Below are 15,816 nucleotides of genomic sequence, written 5' to 3' on the forward strand. Positions count from 1 at the left end.
TTTTATTTATAATTAAAAGTCTCCCCTGCCAGCTTATCAGCTAGCTTGGGAAAAATACTATAAAACTTATGGGCTAGGTTCAACAATATTGGTAGATTAAGTTCTCGTTTGTTTTTTCCTATAATCTTGACAATCTTTTTAGCTACTGCATCTGGTTCTAAGAGAAAGCGATCAACCGACTTGAGATAGGTTCCATCTGGGTCAGCTTGGTCAAAAAATCCTGTGCGGATTGGTCCTGGATTGACTGTTGTCACATGGACTCCATAGGGCATAAGTTCGAGACGCAGAGCATTTGAAAAACCAATGGCCGCAAACTTGGTAGCAGAGTAGAGACTAGACTTACCAGTAGCAATCAAACCTGCCATGCTAACAATATTGATGATATGGCCTTTTCGACTTTCCTTCATTCGAGCCGCAAGGCGACGAGACAGATTCATCAGAGCAAAGGCATTGACCTCAAACATCTGGTGAATGTCTTGGTCGGAAATCTGGTCAAATTCCTCAAAAATCCCGTAACCAGCGTTGTTAATCAAGACATCAATCTTGCCATAGCGGAGATAGAGGTCTGCTACCAGAGTTTCTAGGGCTGAATCATCGGTAATGTCGATTTCAATTAATTCTGCATGGGGATGATTTCCGTAGAGTTGAGCTAATTTTTCCTTATCTCGACCAAGCAAGATGAGCTGGTCTTCTGGTAAAAGTTTGACCATTTCTTGGGCTAGACCACCGCTAGCTCCTGTAATAAGAATAGTAGGCATACTTATCCTTTCTCAATCTTTTAGATTTCCACCTCTTCCAAGTCTTTGACCACATGGACGTTTTCAAAGACACTAGCAGCGTCTTTCTTGAGTTTGCTGATATCTTTTGAGAGAAAACGAGCACTGATGTGGTTGAGTAAGAGGCGTTTAGCACCTGCTTCTACCGCTACTTGTGCAGCTTGCATGTTAGTAGAGTGACCATGATTACGAGCAATTATTTCATCGCCCTTGCCATAAGTCGATTCATGAACCAGGACATCAGCATTGACAGCCAGACGCACACTAGCACTAGTTTTGCGGGTGTCACCCAGAATGGTGATAATCTTACCCGGACGGGGAGCTGAGATATAGTCTGCTGCCTTGATTTCAGTACCGTCTTCAAGAATAACGTCCTGACCGTTTTTAATTTTTCCAAAAAGTGGGCCAAATGGGACACCAGCAGCCTTGAGTTTTTCAGCATCCAGCGTTCCTTCTAGGTCCTTTTGTATGACACGATAACCAACACAGAAAATAGTGTGGTCCAGCTCTTCTGCATACACCGTGAATTTATCAGTCTCAAGGATTTTTCCTAGAGAATCTTGGTCAAACTCATGAAAATGAATGCGATAAGGCAGACGAGAACCTGACACACGTAGACTGGTTAAGACAAAAGACTTGATCCCTTGAGGTCCGTAGATGTCCAAATCTGTCTGCTCTTCATTGGCCTGAAAAGCACGGCTAGAAAGGAAACCTGGCAGGCCAAAAATGTGGTCTCCATGCAGATGGGTGATAAAGATTTTGCTGACCTTACGTGGTCGAATTGTGGTTTCCAGAATGCGATTTTGCGTACCTTCTCCACAGTCAAAGAGCCAGACTTCGTTAATCTCGTCCAAGAGTTTCAGGGCAAGACTTGAAACGTTGCGGGCTTTAGAGGGCTGACCAGCCCCCGTTCCTAAAAATTGAATATCCATTCGATACTTTCTAATTAATCAATATATAACATGGCTGTGCGGTTTTCCGATCGGAAATAGCGCTTGCCAGAAAAAGCAGTAGCTTCTTGTAATAACTCCTCTTGGCTGTAGCCTTTAAGACGCTTGCGACCATCAGCCAAGCTTTCCAAATCAGTCAAAGCTGTGAGACTCTCCACACTAACAACTTCCTCATCTCCGACAGCCTTCATGTAAATCTTACCAGACTCTTCAAAGACTAGTTGATGGGGAAAAATTTGCGCAATTTCAAAGAGCAAGTCATCTGAAATCTTCTCCTCATTTTCAGAGAAAATTCGACCAAGACCCTCACTCTCATAGCAGAAACCAAAGGATTTACCAGACAGATTAAGCCGAACAAAGGGCTTATTTTCTAGGGTGAAACTTGGCTCAGTATTGTAAAGATTCAGTTCCTGACTGAGTTCCGCAAAATAATCCGTCGCAGCCTCAGGACTCTTTTTCTGGTAGAGTTCAGCAAAGTAGGCATTGACCACGCTAGGCGGAGGAGTGATCAGTGCCAACTGCTCTTGCTCTGTTCTACCAGCTAGAAGTTGATCCAGATAGACCTTATCCAGACTTGTATAGCCCCCATATTTTAGAGCTAAGGTTTTGATATCAGTCATAAAATTCGTCTAACCTCCATTTATTTTTCTCGGAAATGTAGCCTGTAATGACTTCGCCGTCTTCCTGATAATCACGTTCTTCAAGAATCGCAACACTTTCTAAATCATGAATCTTGTAAGACTTTGAAAAAGGCACGCGCAGGGTAAAAGATTCAAAAATATTCTTGATTTTCTCTAAAAACAAAGCCTGCAAATTCTCACGACTATCCTCAGACTTGGCAGAAATGAGGGCATAAGGCGTTTGGGTAGGCGTGAAATCTTCCACCAAATCCGCTTTATTATACAGGGTCAGGCGAGGAATATCTTCCATATCCAGGTCTTTCATGATGGACAGAACTGTTTTTTCATGCTCTTCGTGGTAAGGATTGCTGGCATCGATAACATGAACCAGAAGATCAACATGCTTACTTTCTTCCAAGGTTGACTTGAAACTGGATACCAACTCTGTCGGCAAATCTTGGATAAAGCCAACTGTATCTGTCAAAGTTACTTGGAGATTGCCTCCCAGATGGATACTCTTAGTCGTCGCATCTAGAGTCGCAAATAGCTCGTCAGCCTCATACTGAGTCTTACTGGTCAAGGTGTTCATGATAGTTGACTTCCCAGCATTGGTATAACCAATCAAACCAATCTTAAAGGTGCTTGACTCCAAACGTTTTTCTCTGACAGTCGCCCGATTTTTCTCAACCACCTTGAGCTGGCGCTCGATATCCGTGATTTGATTGCGAACGCTACGACGGTTCAGCTCCAGCTGGCTTTCACCAGGTCCACGGGAACCAATTCCCCCTGCCTGACGGCTGAGCATAATTCCCTGACCAACCAAGCGAGGCAAGAGATATTTTAGCTGGGCTAGGTGGACTTGGAGTTTCCCTTCATGACTTCGAGCCCGCATTGCAAAGATATCCAAAATCAACTGCATACGGTCAATGACCTTAACACCCAGAACTTCCTCTAGATTGACATTTTGCCGTGGAGTTAAACGGTTATTGACAATGACAGTTGTGATTTCTTCTGCATCCACCATAAGCGCAATTTCTTCCAACTTACCAGAGCCGACAAAGGTCTTAGAATCATACTTTTCACGCTTTTGTCTGTAGCTATCGACTACGACTGCCCCAGCTGTCTTGGCTAGACTGCCCAACTCTTCCATGGAGAGGTCAAAATTGTCCATACCCTGCAATTCCACACCTATGAGCAGGACTCGCTCCTCTTTTTTTTCCGTATCAATCATCTAAAAACTCCTCTATCTGGCTTAAAATGCGGTCTTTTACACCAGCTTCTCCAATCTGATAAAAGGTCACCTGCATGCGATTACGGAACCAAGTCAACTGACGCTTGGCAAAACGACGAGTAGCCTGTTTGAGACTCTCACTGGCTTCCTCCAAGGTCTGCTCTCCACGGAAATATGGAAAGAGTTCCTTGTAGCCAATCCCTTTAGCAGCCTGCACATCAGGGTAATGGTCAAAAAGCCACTTGGCCTCATCCAAAAGCCCAGCCTCAAACATCAAATCCACTCGATGATTGATACGTTCATATAATTGATTGCGTTCATCATCCAAGCAGATAATCAATGGTTCATACAAGGTCTCTTGATTTTCCAAATCCTGACCAAAATGGGCTATTTCCAAGGCACGCATAGCACGACGACGATTAAACTGGGGAATCTCAAGGCCTGCTTGCTCCACCAAATGGGCTAATTCCTCATCTGAATATGGCTCCAAACTAGCTCGATAAGCTAGAATCTCCTCATGGGGAGTCTCCCCACCTAGGTGGTAACCTTCAAGCAAGCTCTGGATATACAGTCCAGTCCCACCAGCAATAATGGCTAGCTTACCCCGACTGTGAATATCCTCAATAGCCATCTTAGCTTCTGAAACAAAATCAAAAGCCGAGTAAGACTCGGTTACCTCTCTAACATCGATTAAATGATGGGGAACAGCTGCCTGCTCTTCTGGACTAGCCTTGGCCGTCCCAATATCAAGTCCTCGATAGACTTGCTGGCTATCTCCACTAACCACTTCGCCATTAAAACGCTTGGCAACTTCAATAGCAAGGGCTGTTTTTCCAACAGCAGTCGGTCCAACAATCACAATTATTTTTGTTTTCATCTTTTTTCCTTGAAAAATTCCCATTTTTTCGTTACTATTATTATAACACAAAAAGGTCAGTCAGAAAAATGTGACCTCTTGAGGGGGCTGGCTGATTAAGAAGATAAAGGAGGAAGACTCATGGCTAAAGGATTCGCTAAAGGTCTTGTAACAGGTGTCGCAGGAACTGTCGCTGCACTTGCAGGCGCGGTATACGCATTTAAAAAGAAAGTAATTGAACCAGAAGAGCAAAAAGCAGCTTTCATCGAAGAAAACCGTAAAAAAGCAGCTCGTCGCCGCGTATCACGTTAAGAAACAAAAGAAGTTGGGATTCATTGTCTCAACTTCTTTTTTCTATTCTTTTAAATAGCTAGGTCAAACTTCAACTGTGGCTTAACAGGGTCATAATCCACCAACTCAAAATCTTCTGCTTTGATATCAAAGAAATTAGTCCCATCAGGAACATTTAAAACCAAGCGTGGTTGGCAGTTTGACGGCTCACGACGGAGCAATTCCTGAGCTTGTTCAAATTGATTATCATAGATATGGAGGTTATTTATGAAGTAGAAGAATTTCCCAACCTTCCAGCCGAAATGCTTGGCAATCATCATTTGAAGAGCCACATACTGCATAGCATTGATGTGATGAGCCACCAGCATATCATTAGAACGCTGGGTCAAGGTCGCATCCAGATAGATTTCTCCATCTACACGGCGGACATCAAACATGGTCTGAAAGGCGCACGGGAGCAACCCATCTGTTTCTTCGAAAGCTTGGTAATCCCAAAGCGAAATAATATTGCGGCGGTTCCAAGGGTTGGCTTCCAACTGCTTGAGAAGCTTGTTAATGATATCGTGTTTCTTAACAACAGCACCATAGCGCTCACCGATTGTTCCTGTATCTCCCACTTCCCAGTCATTCCAGTAGTGAACATTGTACTTGCTATTTAGCACCTCTAAGCTATTAGACTGGTCTTGGTAAATCCAGAGCACTTCCTTGATGGCGGATTTGATAGCGATAGGACGCAAGGTTGTGATGGGGAATTCTCCCTTAGCCAAGTCATACTCGGCAAAGACACCTGTTACGTACTTGGAGTTAGCAACAGTTCCATCCTTGTACTTAGGACGTGCCTGCTCAGAAAAGACACCGTCTTTGAGGATTCGTTCAATATTCTCTTTAAAAATCGTATCTGCTTTTGTCATTTCGTTTCACCTCATTCATTGTCCTAACTAGTATAGCATAAAAAAGAAAAGAGGAACATTACTAACTCTAGGTTAGCTTTTCCCCCCTTTTATTATTTTATTGCAATACAAGTGATGCTGCTCCGATGACTCCAGCGTCATTTCCTAGAGTTGCAAGAGCCAATTTAGTAGATGTGCGTACTTGTGGGAAGCTATTTTCGTCATAGACTTTTTGAACACCTTGTAGAAGGAATTCTCCTGCAGCTGATACACCGCCACCGATGACGATTGTTGATGGGTTTAGGATTGAGCCAATGTTAGCACAAGCGATTCCCAAGTAACGTGAGAAGTTACGGTAAACGATCAAAGCAAGGTCGTCTCCTTCTTTTGCCAGATCAAAGACAGTCTTAGCAGTTACTTCTTCTCCGTTATCAATCAAGCGTTTCAAGGCTGCATCGCCTTCGTATTCATCAGCATAGCGACGAGTCAAATTGACAATCCCTGTTGCCGAAGCAACTGTCTCAAGGCAACCTTTCTTACCGCAAGTACATGCGATTGGTTGGTCAAAGTCAACAGTGATATGGCCAAGCTCACCTGCTGCACCAGCAACACCGTGAAGCAATTTGCCTTCTGCGACAATACCGCCACCAACACCAGTACCAAGTGTCATAAAGACGACGTCTGGTTGGTTATCACCAGCACCCATCCAACGTTCACCAAGAGCTGCCACGTTGGCATCATTATCGATGAAGAATGGAATACCCAAGGCTTTTTCAATCTTTTCTTTAATTGGTTGAAGGGTTTTCCAGTTCAAGTTGTAGGCACCAATAACTGTTCCTTTTTCACGGTCAACCACGCCTGGCGAACCCATTCCAATACCTTGGAAGTCCGCTGCTGCCAATCCAAGCAAGTCCAAACGGTGTTGAATAGACTCAATCATATCATCTACGATATGACTTCCCTCATCTAAAATGTTGGTCTTGATAGACCATTTTTCTTGGATTTCTCCTGCTGTTGTCAAAATTGCAAATTTGATAGAAGTTCCACCAAGGTCAATCCCAATAATCTTTTGACTCATCATATTCTCCTTTTTCATTATGAATTAACTGAAAATGCTTACAGATATAGTATAACAAAAACTAATCGTTTATGCAAAGGTTTGCATTAACTTTCTGAATTTTATCCTGACTTATGGTTTCCAGAGACCTGAAGCATCGACATAGTAACGACCTCCATCAACTCTCTCATTTTTAGCCATTTTACCATCTGATTTCAAATAGTAATTGCCTTGCCATGTATTGCGAGCGTATGAAGCATCTGATTTCAAGTAATACCAGGCTTGGTAAGAAGAGTCATAAATCCATTCACCTTGTGCCATTTTACCGTTTGATTTAAGGTAGTAAGCTCCTTGCCATGCATTCTTTGCATAAGATCCATCTGATTTCAAATAATACCAAGCTTGATAGGAAGAATCATAAATCCATTCGCTCTGTGCCATTTTACCATCAGCTTTCAGGTAATAGCTTCCCTGCCAAGCATTTTTCACTGGATTTCCATTTTCATCAAAGTAGTACCAAGCACCGTCCTGCTTAACCCAGCCACTTGCTGTTGCTGAACTTGTATCAGTTTGAGCCGCCGTTGATTGTTTTGCTTTGAAAGCACCTTTTGGAGCATTTTTCAATTCACACGCCACACCATCATGATCACGGTCTAACTTGGCAGAATAACCAGATTCTCCCTCATGAATATCCGCGTATCCATTCGCCCGAGCTTCCTTACAACTAGAAAAATGAATATTTTCTTCTGCTAATACAGGTTGTGAAAATAAGGCTAAAACTGACAAGGTCGCCAGACTCATTTTTTAAAATAGACGTTTGTTCATTTCTTTCTCCTATAACAATGTTATCAATTTCAATAGTATTTTATCAAACTTATTTCAGCAATTCAAGAAAACTTCTGGTTATTTCTGCAAACTCTTTTGGTTTAGCCCTATTCAGAATATGAGGACCGTCAGGGATAATCTGAAATTGGGATTCTGATATTAGTTTATGAAGACTTCTCATAGAACTAAGATTCGGTTTATCTTTGCCACCACAAATTAGTAAGGTTGGATAGGAGCAAGTCCCTGCTATATCCGTTAAATCAAGTGTCTTCAATTCTTTGGAAATACCTATTAAAAAAGTCTTATCTGCTCCCTGTTTTTCAAATACCCTTTGAGGGAGTAATTTAAATATCAGCAACTGAAGATAAAATAGGATATTACCAGACAGTTTAAGTGGACATCCTGATAGAACCAAAGCTCGGAGATTTGGTAAATCATAACTGGAAAGTTCTAGTGCTAGGGCAGCACCTAAGGACAATCCAACCAAAACAAAAGGTTCTGTCTCTTGAGCTAGGTACTGATATACTCGCCCCTTGGCGTTTTGATAGCTGTTAATTCCAAAAGGAAATAACTCAATAGCCTCAGAAGGATAATCTATCAGTAGATTTCGAACCTCTTTCCAAGACTCTGCTGACTGCCCTAACCCGTGTAAAAATATCAGTTTCATCTAGTTCTCCTCAAGGCTTAATTCATACAAGCCTCTCACTGCATTACAGCCGTAAATAGCTTCTGCTTGGGCTAAATCTGCCAAGGTCAAGACTTTCTCTTCTACCTGTCCTGTTTCCAGCAAATGCTGACGATAAATTCCTGGCAAGATTCCAAGTCGGATAGGCGGTGTGTAGAGTTTCCCAGCAATTTTCAGAACCAAATTTCCGATAGAGGTTTCAAGAAGTTCTCCAGACTTATTGTGGTAAATCTTCTCTTGTTCCCCTAGGTTCAAGTGAGGTCGGTGGCTTGTTTTAAAATAGGTAAATGCTTGTTGCAAATTGGCTTCCTGAAGGCAAAGTTTGGCCTGACAAAAACTTGGACTAAGAGGTGTTAAGATTTGTCGACTAAGTTCTATCTCTCCAGACTTGCTGAGAGAAATACGCAAGCGGTAATCTTGATTAGCATCACAAGCCTGACACTCTTCCTCTATCTTTTGTTTCAAGTTTTCTGAATCAAATGGAAAGGCAAAATACCGACTAGCTTTTCTCAGTCTTTCTATATGTTGATTCTCAAACAGCAAGCACTTCTGGCTGATTTTCCCTGTAGTAATCAGTTGGAAACGATCTTGTTTACGATAGAGAACAGCTGCCTTTTGATGAACCTCGCGGTATTCAGATTTCCAAGTGCTATCCCAAGTAATGCCTCCGCCAACTCCATAGATGGCTTTCCCTTGATGCAGTTGAATGGTCCGAATAGCAACATTAAAAATCCGTCGTCCATTTGGAAGCAAGAGACCAATCGTTCCACAGTAGACTCCACGCGGTTGTGGCTCCAAGTCCTTAATGATTTCCATAGTCGCAATTTTGGGAGCGCCCGTTATGGAACCGCAAGGAAAGAGAGAGCGAAAGATTGCAACAAGGTCAACATCCTCTCGCAACCGACTCTTGATGGTCGAAGTCATCTGCCAAACAGTTGAATACTGCTCTACCTGACACAGACGCTCCACGTACTCGCTCCCCACTTCAGAAATACGGTTCATATCATTGCGCAAGAGGTCCACAATCATCATATTTTCAGAGCGATTTTTAGGATCCTGTTCCAACCAACTGGCCTGCTCCAAGTCTTCTTGGTCAGTCATGCCACGCTGAGTCGTTCCCTTCATTGGTCGCGTTGTCAACTCGCGGTTATTCTGCTCAAAAAAGAGTTCTGGACTCATGGATATCACTGCCATCTCGTCATGTTCAACATAGGCATTGTAGCCCGCCTCCTGCTCTACCACCATACGATTGTAGATGGCAAACGGATTGGCGCTTAAATCTTGCTTGAGTTGGACGGTATAGTTGACCTGATAGGTGTCTCCCTGCCGCAAATGATGATGAATCTGGGCAATCGCCTTTTCATAGTCTGCTTCAGACGTCACTTCCTGCCAATTTGAAGGCAAATCAACTTCATCATAAATCAGAGGAATAGGGGATGTTTCTACGCTATCATGAACAGTAAAGTAAAGCAGGTACTCACCCAGTAGATGAGCCTTGTGAACTGCTAATTTCTCCTCAAAAGCCGGCGCAGCCTCGTAGCTGACATAGCCCACCACATAATAGCCTTGCTCTTGGTAGCTTTCCACTTGTGCCAGCAAATCTGCCACTTCTGCTACATTTCTCGTTTTCAACTCTTTAATCGGCTGGGTAAAGGTGCATCTCTCCCCCAAAGCCCTAAAATCAATCACTGTTTTTCTATGCATATTTCAAGTATAGCATAAAAAGGCAGATCAAGAAAAACTTAATCTACCTTTTTACTCATCTATTTAATACAATTTATTCTTTAAAAAGATTTCCTGAGAATCCGTCTGTATTCTTAAGAAGTGCTTTGAAGACTTTTGATTTAAGCTCTACAGTTTTAGTTGTTCCTCCACCTGCAAGATCAGCCTCAACCGCCTTATCAAATAAGACTTTTAGCTCAGCATAATTAGTAATTTGTTTACCATCAATTTCAATTGCAGTAAATCCTTTGTCAGCTTTTGCTTTCACTTCTTGATAATAAGCTTTTTTCCATTCTTCAAGGGTACTAAATCTGTTATTAGAAACTTTCTTGATAATGAAGTCATCACCTAACATCTTATTATTTTCTTTATTAGCTGCATCTTGATACTTACTAGAAGCATATCCAACAAATCCATTCTCATATCCGAAGTAACCCCACATACGGAATGTATTATGTTTAAATGATGCCGCACCAGGAGCACCTTGACTTGTATTACCGCCATAGATACCTGTCATCATATTCATATTGACATAAGCAGAGCTGAAGTCCGTTGGGTTATAAGTACCGTCACCAGGAGCTCCATGTTTCGTCATTAAGTTATTAGTAATTAAATCATCAATTGTATTAATTGCTAATTTTTTCTCATCCTCTGTCAACTCACGAATTTTATCGAACTGATGACCTGAATTTCCACTACGGTATTGTCGATCCATTTTCTTGAACCAACGACTTGTATTTCCTTTTAACTGCGGTAATACAGCATCAGCTTCAAGATGGTCTAACATCATAAGAGCATCATTATAGTTCTTCATGTAGTGATCGATTTGTTCACGAGTTTGTAATTTATCAGGATCTGGATTATACCATTGATCTCCATCATTTTGACGATGATAAGCCATGTTAATCCCTAATGCTCCATATTCACCATTTGATGTGGATTTATCAGGCGTTTGTAACATACCTTGCGCATATGCTTCAAGATCTGTACCTTGACGATGTCTATGACCACCTAAGTATGCCATACGGTCATTTACGTGAGTTGTTTCATGTGTAAATGCTGAAATACCAAAGTCCTCTAACATATTTGTTACCATGAAGAAAACTTGTTCATCTTCATATGGATTTGCATAGACTTTAGCCATCGCTCCCATATTCCAATTAATTTGATGCCATCTGTCTGTTGGGCCAAATAACTCACGAATTGGTGTCGCTACCTTACCATCTGTACCATATCCACGACGGTTAGCATCCTTAATACCCGCATAAGCTTGATTATCCCATACAGGTGTAGGTACCATATTTTGACTCTTAAGCAGTCTATCTCGAACATTCGGAAGTGCAAGACGTGACCAGAAGTCTAAGTATGTTTGTTGAGCTTTAGCTACATAATTAATACGTTCTTTGAACGCTTCACGTTCAGCTTCTGTATTTTTACCATATTTTTCAAATGAACTATAAGCCATAGTATTATAGGTTGAAATCATAAAGATATGTGCTTTCTTCAAGTTCAATAATGGTAAAATCATACGTGCATGCATATTATTATTCAGACCATCAAAGACACGATGACGTTTATTTTTGAAATCTGGATTTGTTGTTTCAGGTTCTACAACATAAACATTTTTCGCTGAGTGAATAAACCAATCATTAAGATCAGTGTCATTTGTGAAGAGACGCATATTATAATCTAAGAAACTACGTAAATCACCTTTACCAGTGTCTCCTGCAATCATTTCACGGTATGCATCTTGAGTTCTATCACCCTTTAAGTTCTTTTCTTGCGAGCCAATTCGAATCAATCTGTCAATAACACTTGGTGTCTTACCATAGAAGTCTGGTTTAAACATCATCATATTCTTAATGTTCAAGTCACCATATTCAATTCCATAATAACGATTGAGGTAAGTAAGTGCCATCATAATTTTAGCTTTATTATCTTCTACTTTCTTAAGAAGTGCTTTGATGGCTGCCTCATCACCATTTAACTGATGATCTTCATTTTCAACAAGAGCTTTTACTAATTTATCAAGATTTCCTTTTACTTCTGCGAAACTTTCTTCTAAATATAATGCTCCAACATTACCTGTTATCGCACGAACTTCAGGAGATTCAAGAGTAATTGTATCTAGTTTTGCTTTAACATCACTTAGTAATTGAGTACGATCTTTAACTACCATATTTGGTGTGTAAACTACATCTCCTAAATCTGTAATACCATATTCTTTTACTTGTTCTACGTTTGATGTAGCCTTAGGTGATACAGATTTTTCTTCTTTCGTACCATCAGCATAATGAATCATAATCTTATCAATATCTGATAAATCAGTTACAAATTGTCCATCTTTCATACCTGTTACAGATAATACTTCAGTCGTTAATAATTTAGATCCTTCAGGAATCTTGTTCCCTTGATTGATAATCCATTCTTTATTGTAGAACGGTTGAAGTTTTTCAATATTACGGTATGCAAGTTCACGTTCTGCATTGTAATCTTGAGTCTCTTTATACGTATCAGCTTTTGGTTTGGCTTGATTCAATTTATCTTCCACAAGTGGAGCAATTTCAAATTTATCGGCTGTGATACCCATTGCCTCGATTTTTTTATTTGCTTCTTCAAGACTAATTTCTTTAATTCTATTAGAGCGTGAGCGTTTATATGAACGACTACCTGTACTAACATCTTTTACTACAAAGTTTCTTTCTAGTACATTGTTTGTATAGTAACCATCTTCAGTATCAATATCTCTAGATCCATAGAATTCTTCACCGTTTTTAACTTTCATCATTGAAACAGTATCTGCAACTCTACCCCATGTCCAGTTTTTACTGATGAAACCACCAACTTCAACAGGGTTCTTAATATCGATAGTACCTTTAGTCACCGCATTACGTACAGAAGCATATTTATCAATACCGTTAGGATCAGAACCGTTATCCGTAACAGCAACAAGTCCACCAGCACGAGCTTTATTAGCAACCATATCAGCATCTACATAAGCTTTCTTAATGTTACCTTTCCAAACTTCACCGGCGATACCAGCCATACCCCAAGGTCTATCACCAACACCAGTAAGTTTCCCGATAAAGGCAACATTTGTCAGTTGTCCACCAATATCTACCTTATTAGTGATACCAGAGATTCCATCTTTACCAAGAATGCTACCAGTAACTTTAACGTTCTCAACAGTAGCATTTTTAACAGATCTAGCAAGGGCAGAAATGTTTTCAATCCAAGGCATATTGATGTTAACGTTAGCTAAATTAATATTTTTAACTGAACCACCTTCGATATTACCGAATAGTTGACGTGCCATGTTGTGGATTGAATACTGTTTACCATCAACACTTGTTAAGTGACCGCTAAATTTACCAGGTACATATTCCTTATTCGGAGTTGGTACGTTAGCTGCATTAAGGTCTGCACCAAGTTTAAAGGTACCACTTGGGTTAGCTTTCATAGCTTTTACAAGGTCGTCAAAGCTATAATATACATCCCCTTCGTGTGCTTTTTGTTTTTCAAAATAATGTACATACTCTTCTCTTAGTGTATCATCAGCTCTACGTTGAACTAAGTCAGGAGCTTTAGCTACCACTTTGTATAATGTTTTCCCATCAACAACAACTTCTTCAACAGAACTTACCGCTAGTCTTGTTGTTTTGTTATCATGAGTTGTCACTCGTAGGTAAAGTGGAGCAACATCTGTCGGCTTTTCAGTTAATAAGCTCTTATCTGTTTCAACACCTGCATCGTCTACACTCATCAAACTTGTTTCTTTAATGTTTTTGATTTCAACTTTTTTAAGGTCTAATTGAATTTGTTTATCTTCTAATTTCTCAGTTTCTTCACCTTCTCCACGATCATAAATCATTGTAGTAGATAGGGTGTAACCTTGATAATATTTTAATTTATCTAAAGTAGCGTTTAATTTATTTTCAGCAACCGTTACTTCTTTGACAACTTTTCCATCTTTATCTTTTAATGCTAATTTGATGGATTTAATTTCTACTCCAGCTGGTTTATTCAATGTATAACTAGCTGTGACACTCTTCTTCAAGACATCTTTTTCAGTATTAGCCCATTGTAAAGTAGGTTTTTCTAACCCTTTTGTACCTTTTTTAATAATTTTATCTTGAGGTTCTTGGATAACTTTTTCTACTACTGTTGGAGCATCATTTGTTTTTTCACCACGAATCGTTTTATAGGTCTTGGTAATTTGTTTCTTGCCGTTTTCACCTTGTTGAGCAACTTCTTCTATCCCACGTTTTAAAGTGTCATCTTCTTGCGTTTTTGTTTCAAAAGGAATCTCTACTTCTTCAGTTTCATCTACTGTTCCTTCAACTGGTTTCGTACCTTTTGTAACAATTTTAGAAACAGGTGGTGTTTTCACTTCTGTAGTTGTTGCAAGAACTTCATTATTTTCAGCACTTTTTACAGTTGTTGTCTGTTGAACACCTTTAACACCTTCACGAGTTACAGTATCACCACCTATATATTTGGAAGAATCTAATACTTCTTCTGTATTGAATTCAACTTCACTCTCAGTCGTTTCCTCAGCGATTCTGTATTCTGGTATTGGTTGCACAAGAGCTTTACCTTGCTTTTCGCCTTCTTGTACTTCTTGAACACCTTTTGCTTCATGATATTCAGGAAGCGTTGGTTGTGTTAAAGCTTGATTTTCTTTACCTTCCTCTTGCGTTCCTTTTGCTTCGTAATATTCTTGAAGTTCTAAAGTCGGAGATAGCATTTCATGTTCAGGTTCTTGAGAACCTTTAGTAGAAAGCGTTTCTGTATACTCTGATAATTCTGGTTGAACTAAAGCTTGATTTTCTTTACCAGGCTCTTGAGTGCCCTTAGCTGCTTGGATGCTTGGTTCTACTTCTGGAGCTGGGCTTAATTCTACTGCTTTCTTAGTTCCTACTGCAACAACTTGAGAAACAGGAGTTTGAACCACTTGGTCTTCAACGACTTCTCTAACCTCTTGACCATCAACCATCGATACTTTGGTTACAAGACGACGCTGACCGTTTACTCCCGCTGTGACGATACGAGTCTGTCCTTCTGCCAAATTAGCATCTGGGCTTGTGACCGTTTCAAAAGGAATCTCTACTAAATTCTCTTCCTGTCTTGTCTGGGACTTCGCAGAAACTGGTTTTTCTTCAACAGCAGGAGTAACTGGAGTTTGTGCTACAGGAGTTTTGACAACAGGTTGGGGAGTGACAGTAGGTGTTTCTTGAACTACTTCTGTTTTCTCGATTTCATTTGCACTTTGCTTTTCTACTGGCAACTGAGGATTCTCAGCTGAAGCTGGGCTTGAGGGATGGAGTTCTGCTTCCTTGAAGTATCCAATATATTCATAGCCATCAATGTGGATGATCCCTTCAGCCAAACCTTCATGTGTAGAGGCCGAAATAGTTTGGTTATAAGAAAGCAATTCTTTATTTTCAAACGCAAATGTCCCATAAGGTACAAAAGTACTGGCTCCTAAAGAACCAATCAAGAGAACACCTAGAATCTCTTTGCGACCTTTTTTGGACACCAAAAAGACTGCTAGTGAAGCTGTTGCCAAACCAAGACCTGCCAAAGCAAGTTCCTTACTTCCTGTGTAGGGAAGTTGTTGACTGTTAGTCGCCTTCTTGCGATAAACTACATAGAGAATATCGTCATTTTGAAATTCTGTAGGAACCTCATGATGAATCAGGGCTTTTTCAGACTCGGTCAATTCCTGCTCCGCCAGATAACGGTAATGAACACTATGAGCACCACCTACTTCATTGGCATGCACCTTATCTACTGAAAGAGTACTGGCACCAAAAAGGAAGGCCCCGATGGCTACAGGACCTACCCCAACAGTTAGCTTACGAATCGAATATTTGGTAATTTTTTCTAGTTGTTGTTTTGTTTTTTTCATTC

General features: G+C 40.5%; 12 protein-coding genes. 1 reads left to right on the forward strand and 11 read right to left on the reverse strand.

The features are described from left to right. Positions 1-2: 2 nt before the first annotated feature. Genes RWO85_RS05505 through miaA form a run of 5 tightly spaced genes read right to left on the reverse strand, consistent with a single transcriptional unit; the run spans position 3 to position 4,454 of the window. Positions 3-758 carry an SDR family oxidoreductase gene (locus tag RWO85_RS05505; protein ID WP_313970847.1) on the reverse strand — a complete coding sequence of 252 codons (756 nt, stop codon included), beginning with the start codon at positions 756-758 and terminating at the stop codon, positions 3-5. 20 nt (positions 759-778) lie between these two features. Then, the gene (gene rnz / locus RWO85_RS05510; RefSeq protein ID WP_313970846.1) at positions 779-1,708 is read right to left on the reverse strand and encodes a ribonuclease Z; all 930 of its coding nucleotides are present in this window, start codon (positions 1,706-1,708) and stop codon (positions 779-781) included. A 14-nt stretch (positions 1,709-1,722) separates the two neighbouring features. Next, positions 1,723-2,346, reverse strand: coding sequence for a cystathionine beta-lyase (locus RWO85_RS05515; protein ID WP_313970845.1), 624 nt, complete (start codon positions 2,344-2,346; stop codon positions 1,723-1,725). Then, positions 2,339-3,577, reverse strand: a complete 1,239-nt coding sequence (gene hflX / locus RWO85_RS05520; protein ID WP_314414539.1) for a GTPase HflX — start codon at positions 3,575-3,577, stop codon at positions 2,339-2,341. Before hflX ends, RWO85_RS05515 begins: the two co-directional genes overlap by 8 nt. After that, entirely contained in the window at positions 3,570-4,454 is an 885-nt protein-coding gene (gene miaA / locus RWO85_RS05525) for a tRNA (adenosine(37)-N6)-dimethylallyltransferase MiaA (RefSeq protein WP_314414540.1), read from the reverse strand. The genes hflX and miaA overlap by 8 nt, the downstream gene beginning before the upstream one ends. 120 nt (positions 4,455-4,574) lie before the next feature. On the opposite strand from miaA, the gene RWO85_RS05530 reads away from it, so the two are divergent. Next, complete coding sequence (locus RWO85_RS05530; protein WP_001051777.1) at positions 4,575-4,745, forward strand: DUF3042 family protein; 171 nt, start codon at positions 4,575-4,577, stop codon at positions 4,743-4,745. Between the two features lie 50 nt (positions 4,746-4,795). On the opposite strand, the gene RWO85_RS05535 is transcribed toward RWO85_RS05530, so the two are convergent. From RWO85_RS05535 to RWO85_RS05560, 6 genes are all read right to left on the reverse strand, one after another. Next, the gene (locus tag RWO85_RS05535; protein ID WP_314414542.1) at positions 4,796-5,635 is read right to left on the reverse strand and encodes a thymidylate synthase; all 840 of its coding nucleotides are present in this window, start codon (positions 5,633-5,635) and stop codon (positions 4,796-4,798) included. A gap of 97 nt (positions 5,636-5,732) precedes the next feature. Beyond that, positions 5,733-6,692 (reverse strand): ROK family glucokinase, encoded by a 960-nt coding sequence (locus RWO85_RS05540; protein ID WP_033684051.1) that lies wholly within the window; start codon positions 6,690-6,692, stop codon positions 5,733-5,735. Between the two features lie 111 nt (positions 6,693-6,803). Then, the gene (locus RWO85_RS05545; protein WP_314414544.1) at positions 6,804-7,472 is read right to left on the reverse strand and encodes an excalibur calcium-binding domain-containing protein; all 669 of its coding nucleotides are present in this window, start codon (positions 7,470-7,472) and stop codon (positions 6,804-6,806) included. A gap of 73 nt (positions 7,473-7,545) precedes the next feature. Further along, a complete protein-coding gene (locus RWO85_RS05550) occupies positions 7,546-8,163 on the reverse strand; it encodes an alpha/beta hydrolase (protein ID WP_314414546.1) in 618 nt (205 codons plus the stop codon). Further along, positions 8,164-9,885, reverse strand: coding sequence for an aminodeoxychorismate synthase component I (gene pabB / locus RWO85_RS05555; RefSeq protein ID WP_314414548.1), 1,722 nt, complete (start codon positions 9,883-9,885; stop codon positions 8,164-8,166). It abuts the gene before it with no gap. Positions 9,886-9,958: 73 nt separating this feature from the next. After that, positions 9,959-15,814 carry a ZmpA/ZmpB/ZmpC family metallo-endopeptidase gene (locus RWO85_RS05560; protein WP_314414549.1) on the reverse strand — a complete coding sequence of 1,952 codons (5,856 nt, stop codon included), beginning with the start codon at positions 15,812-15,814 and terminating at the stop codon, positions 9,959-9,961. Positions 15,815-15,816 lie beyond the last annotated feature (2 nt).

The sequence above is a fragment of the uncultured Streptococcus sp. genome (assembly GCF_963521865.1).
Taxonomy (GTDB): domain Bacteria; phylum Bacillota; class Bacilli; order Lactobacillales; family Streptococcaceae; genus Streptococcus.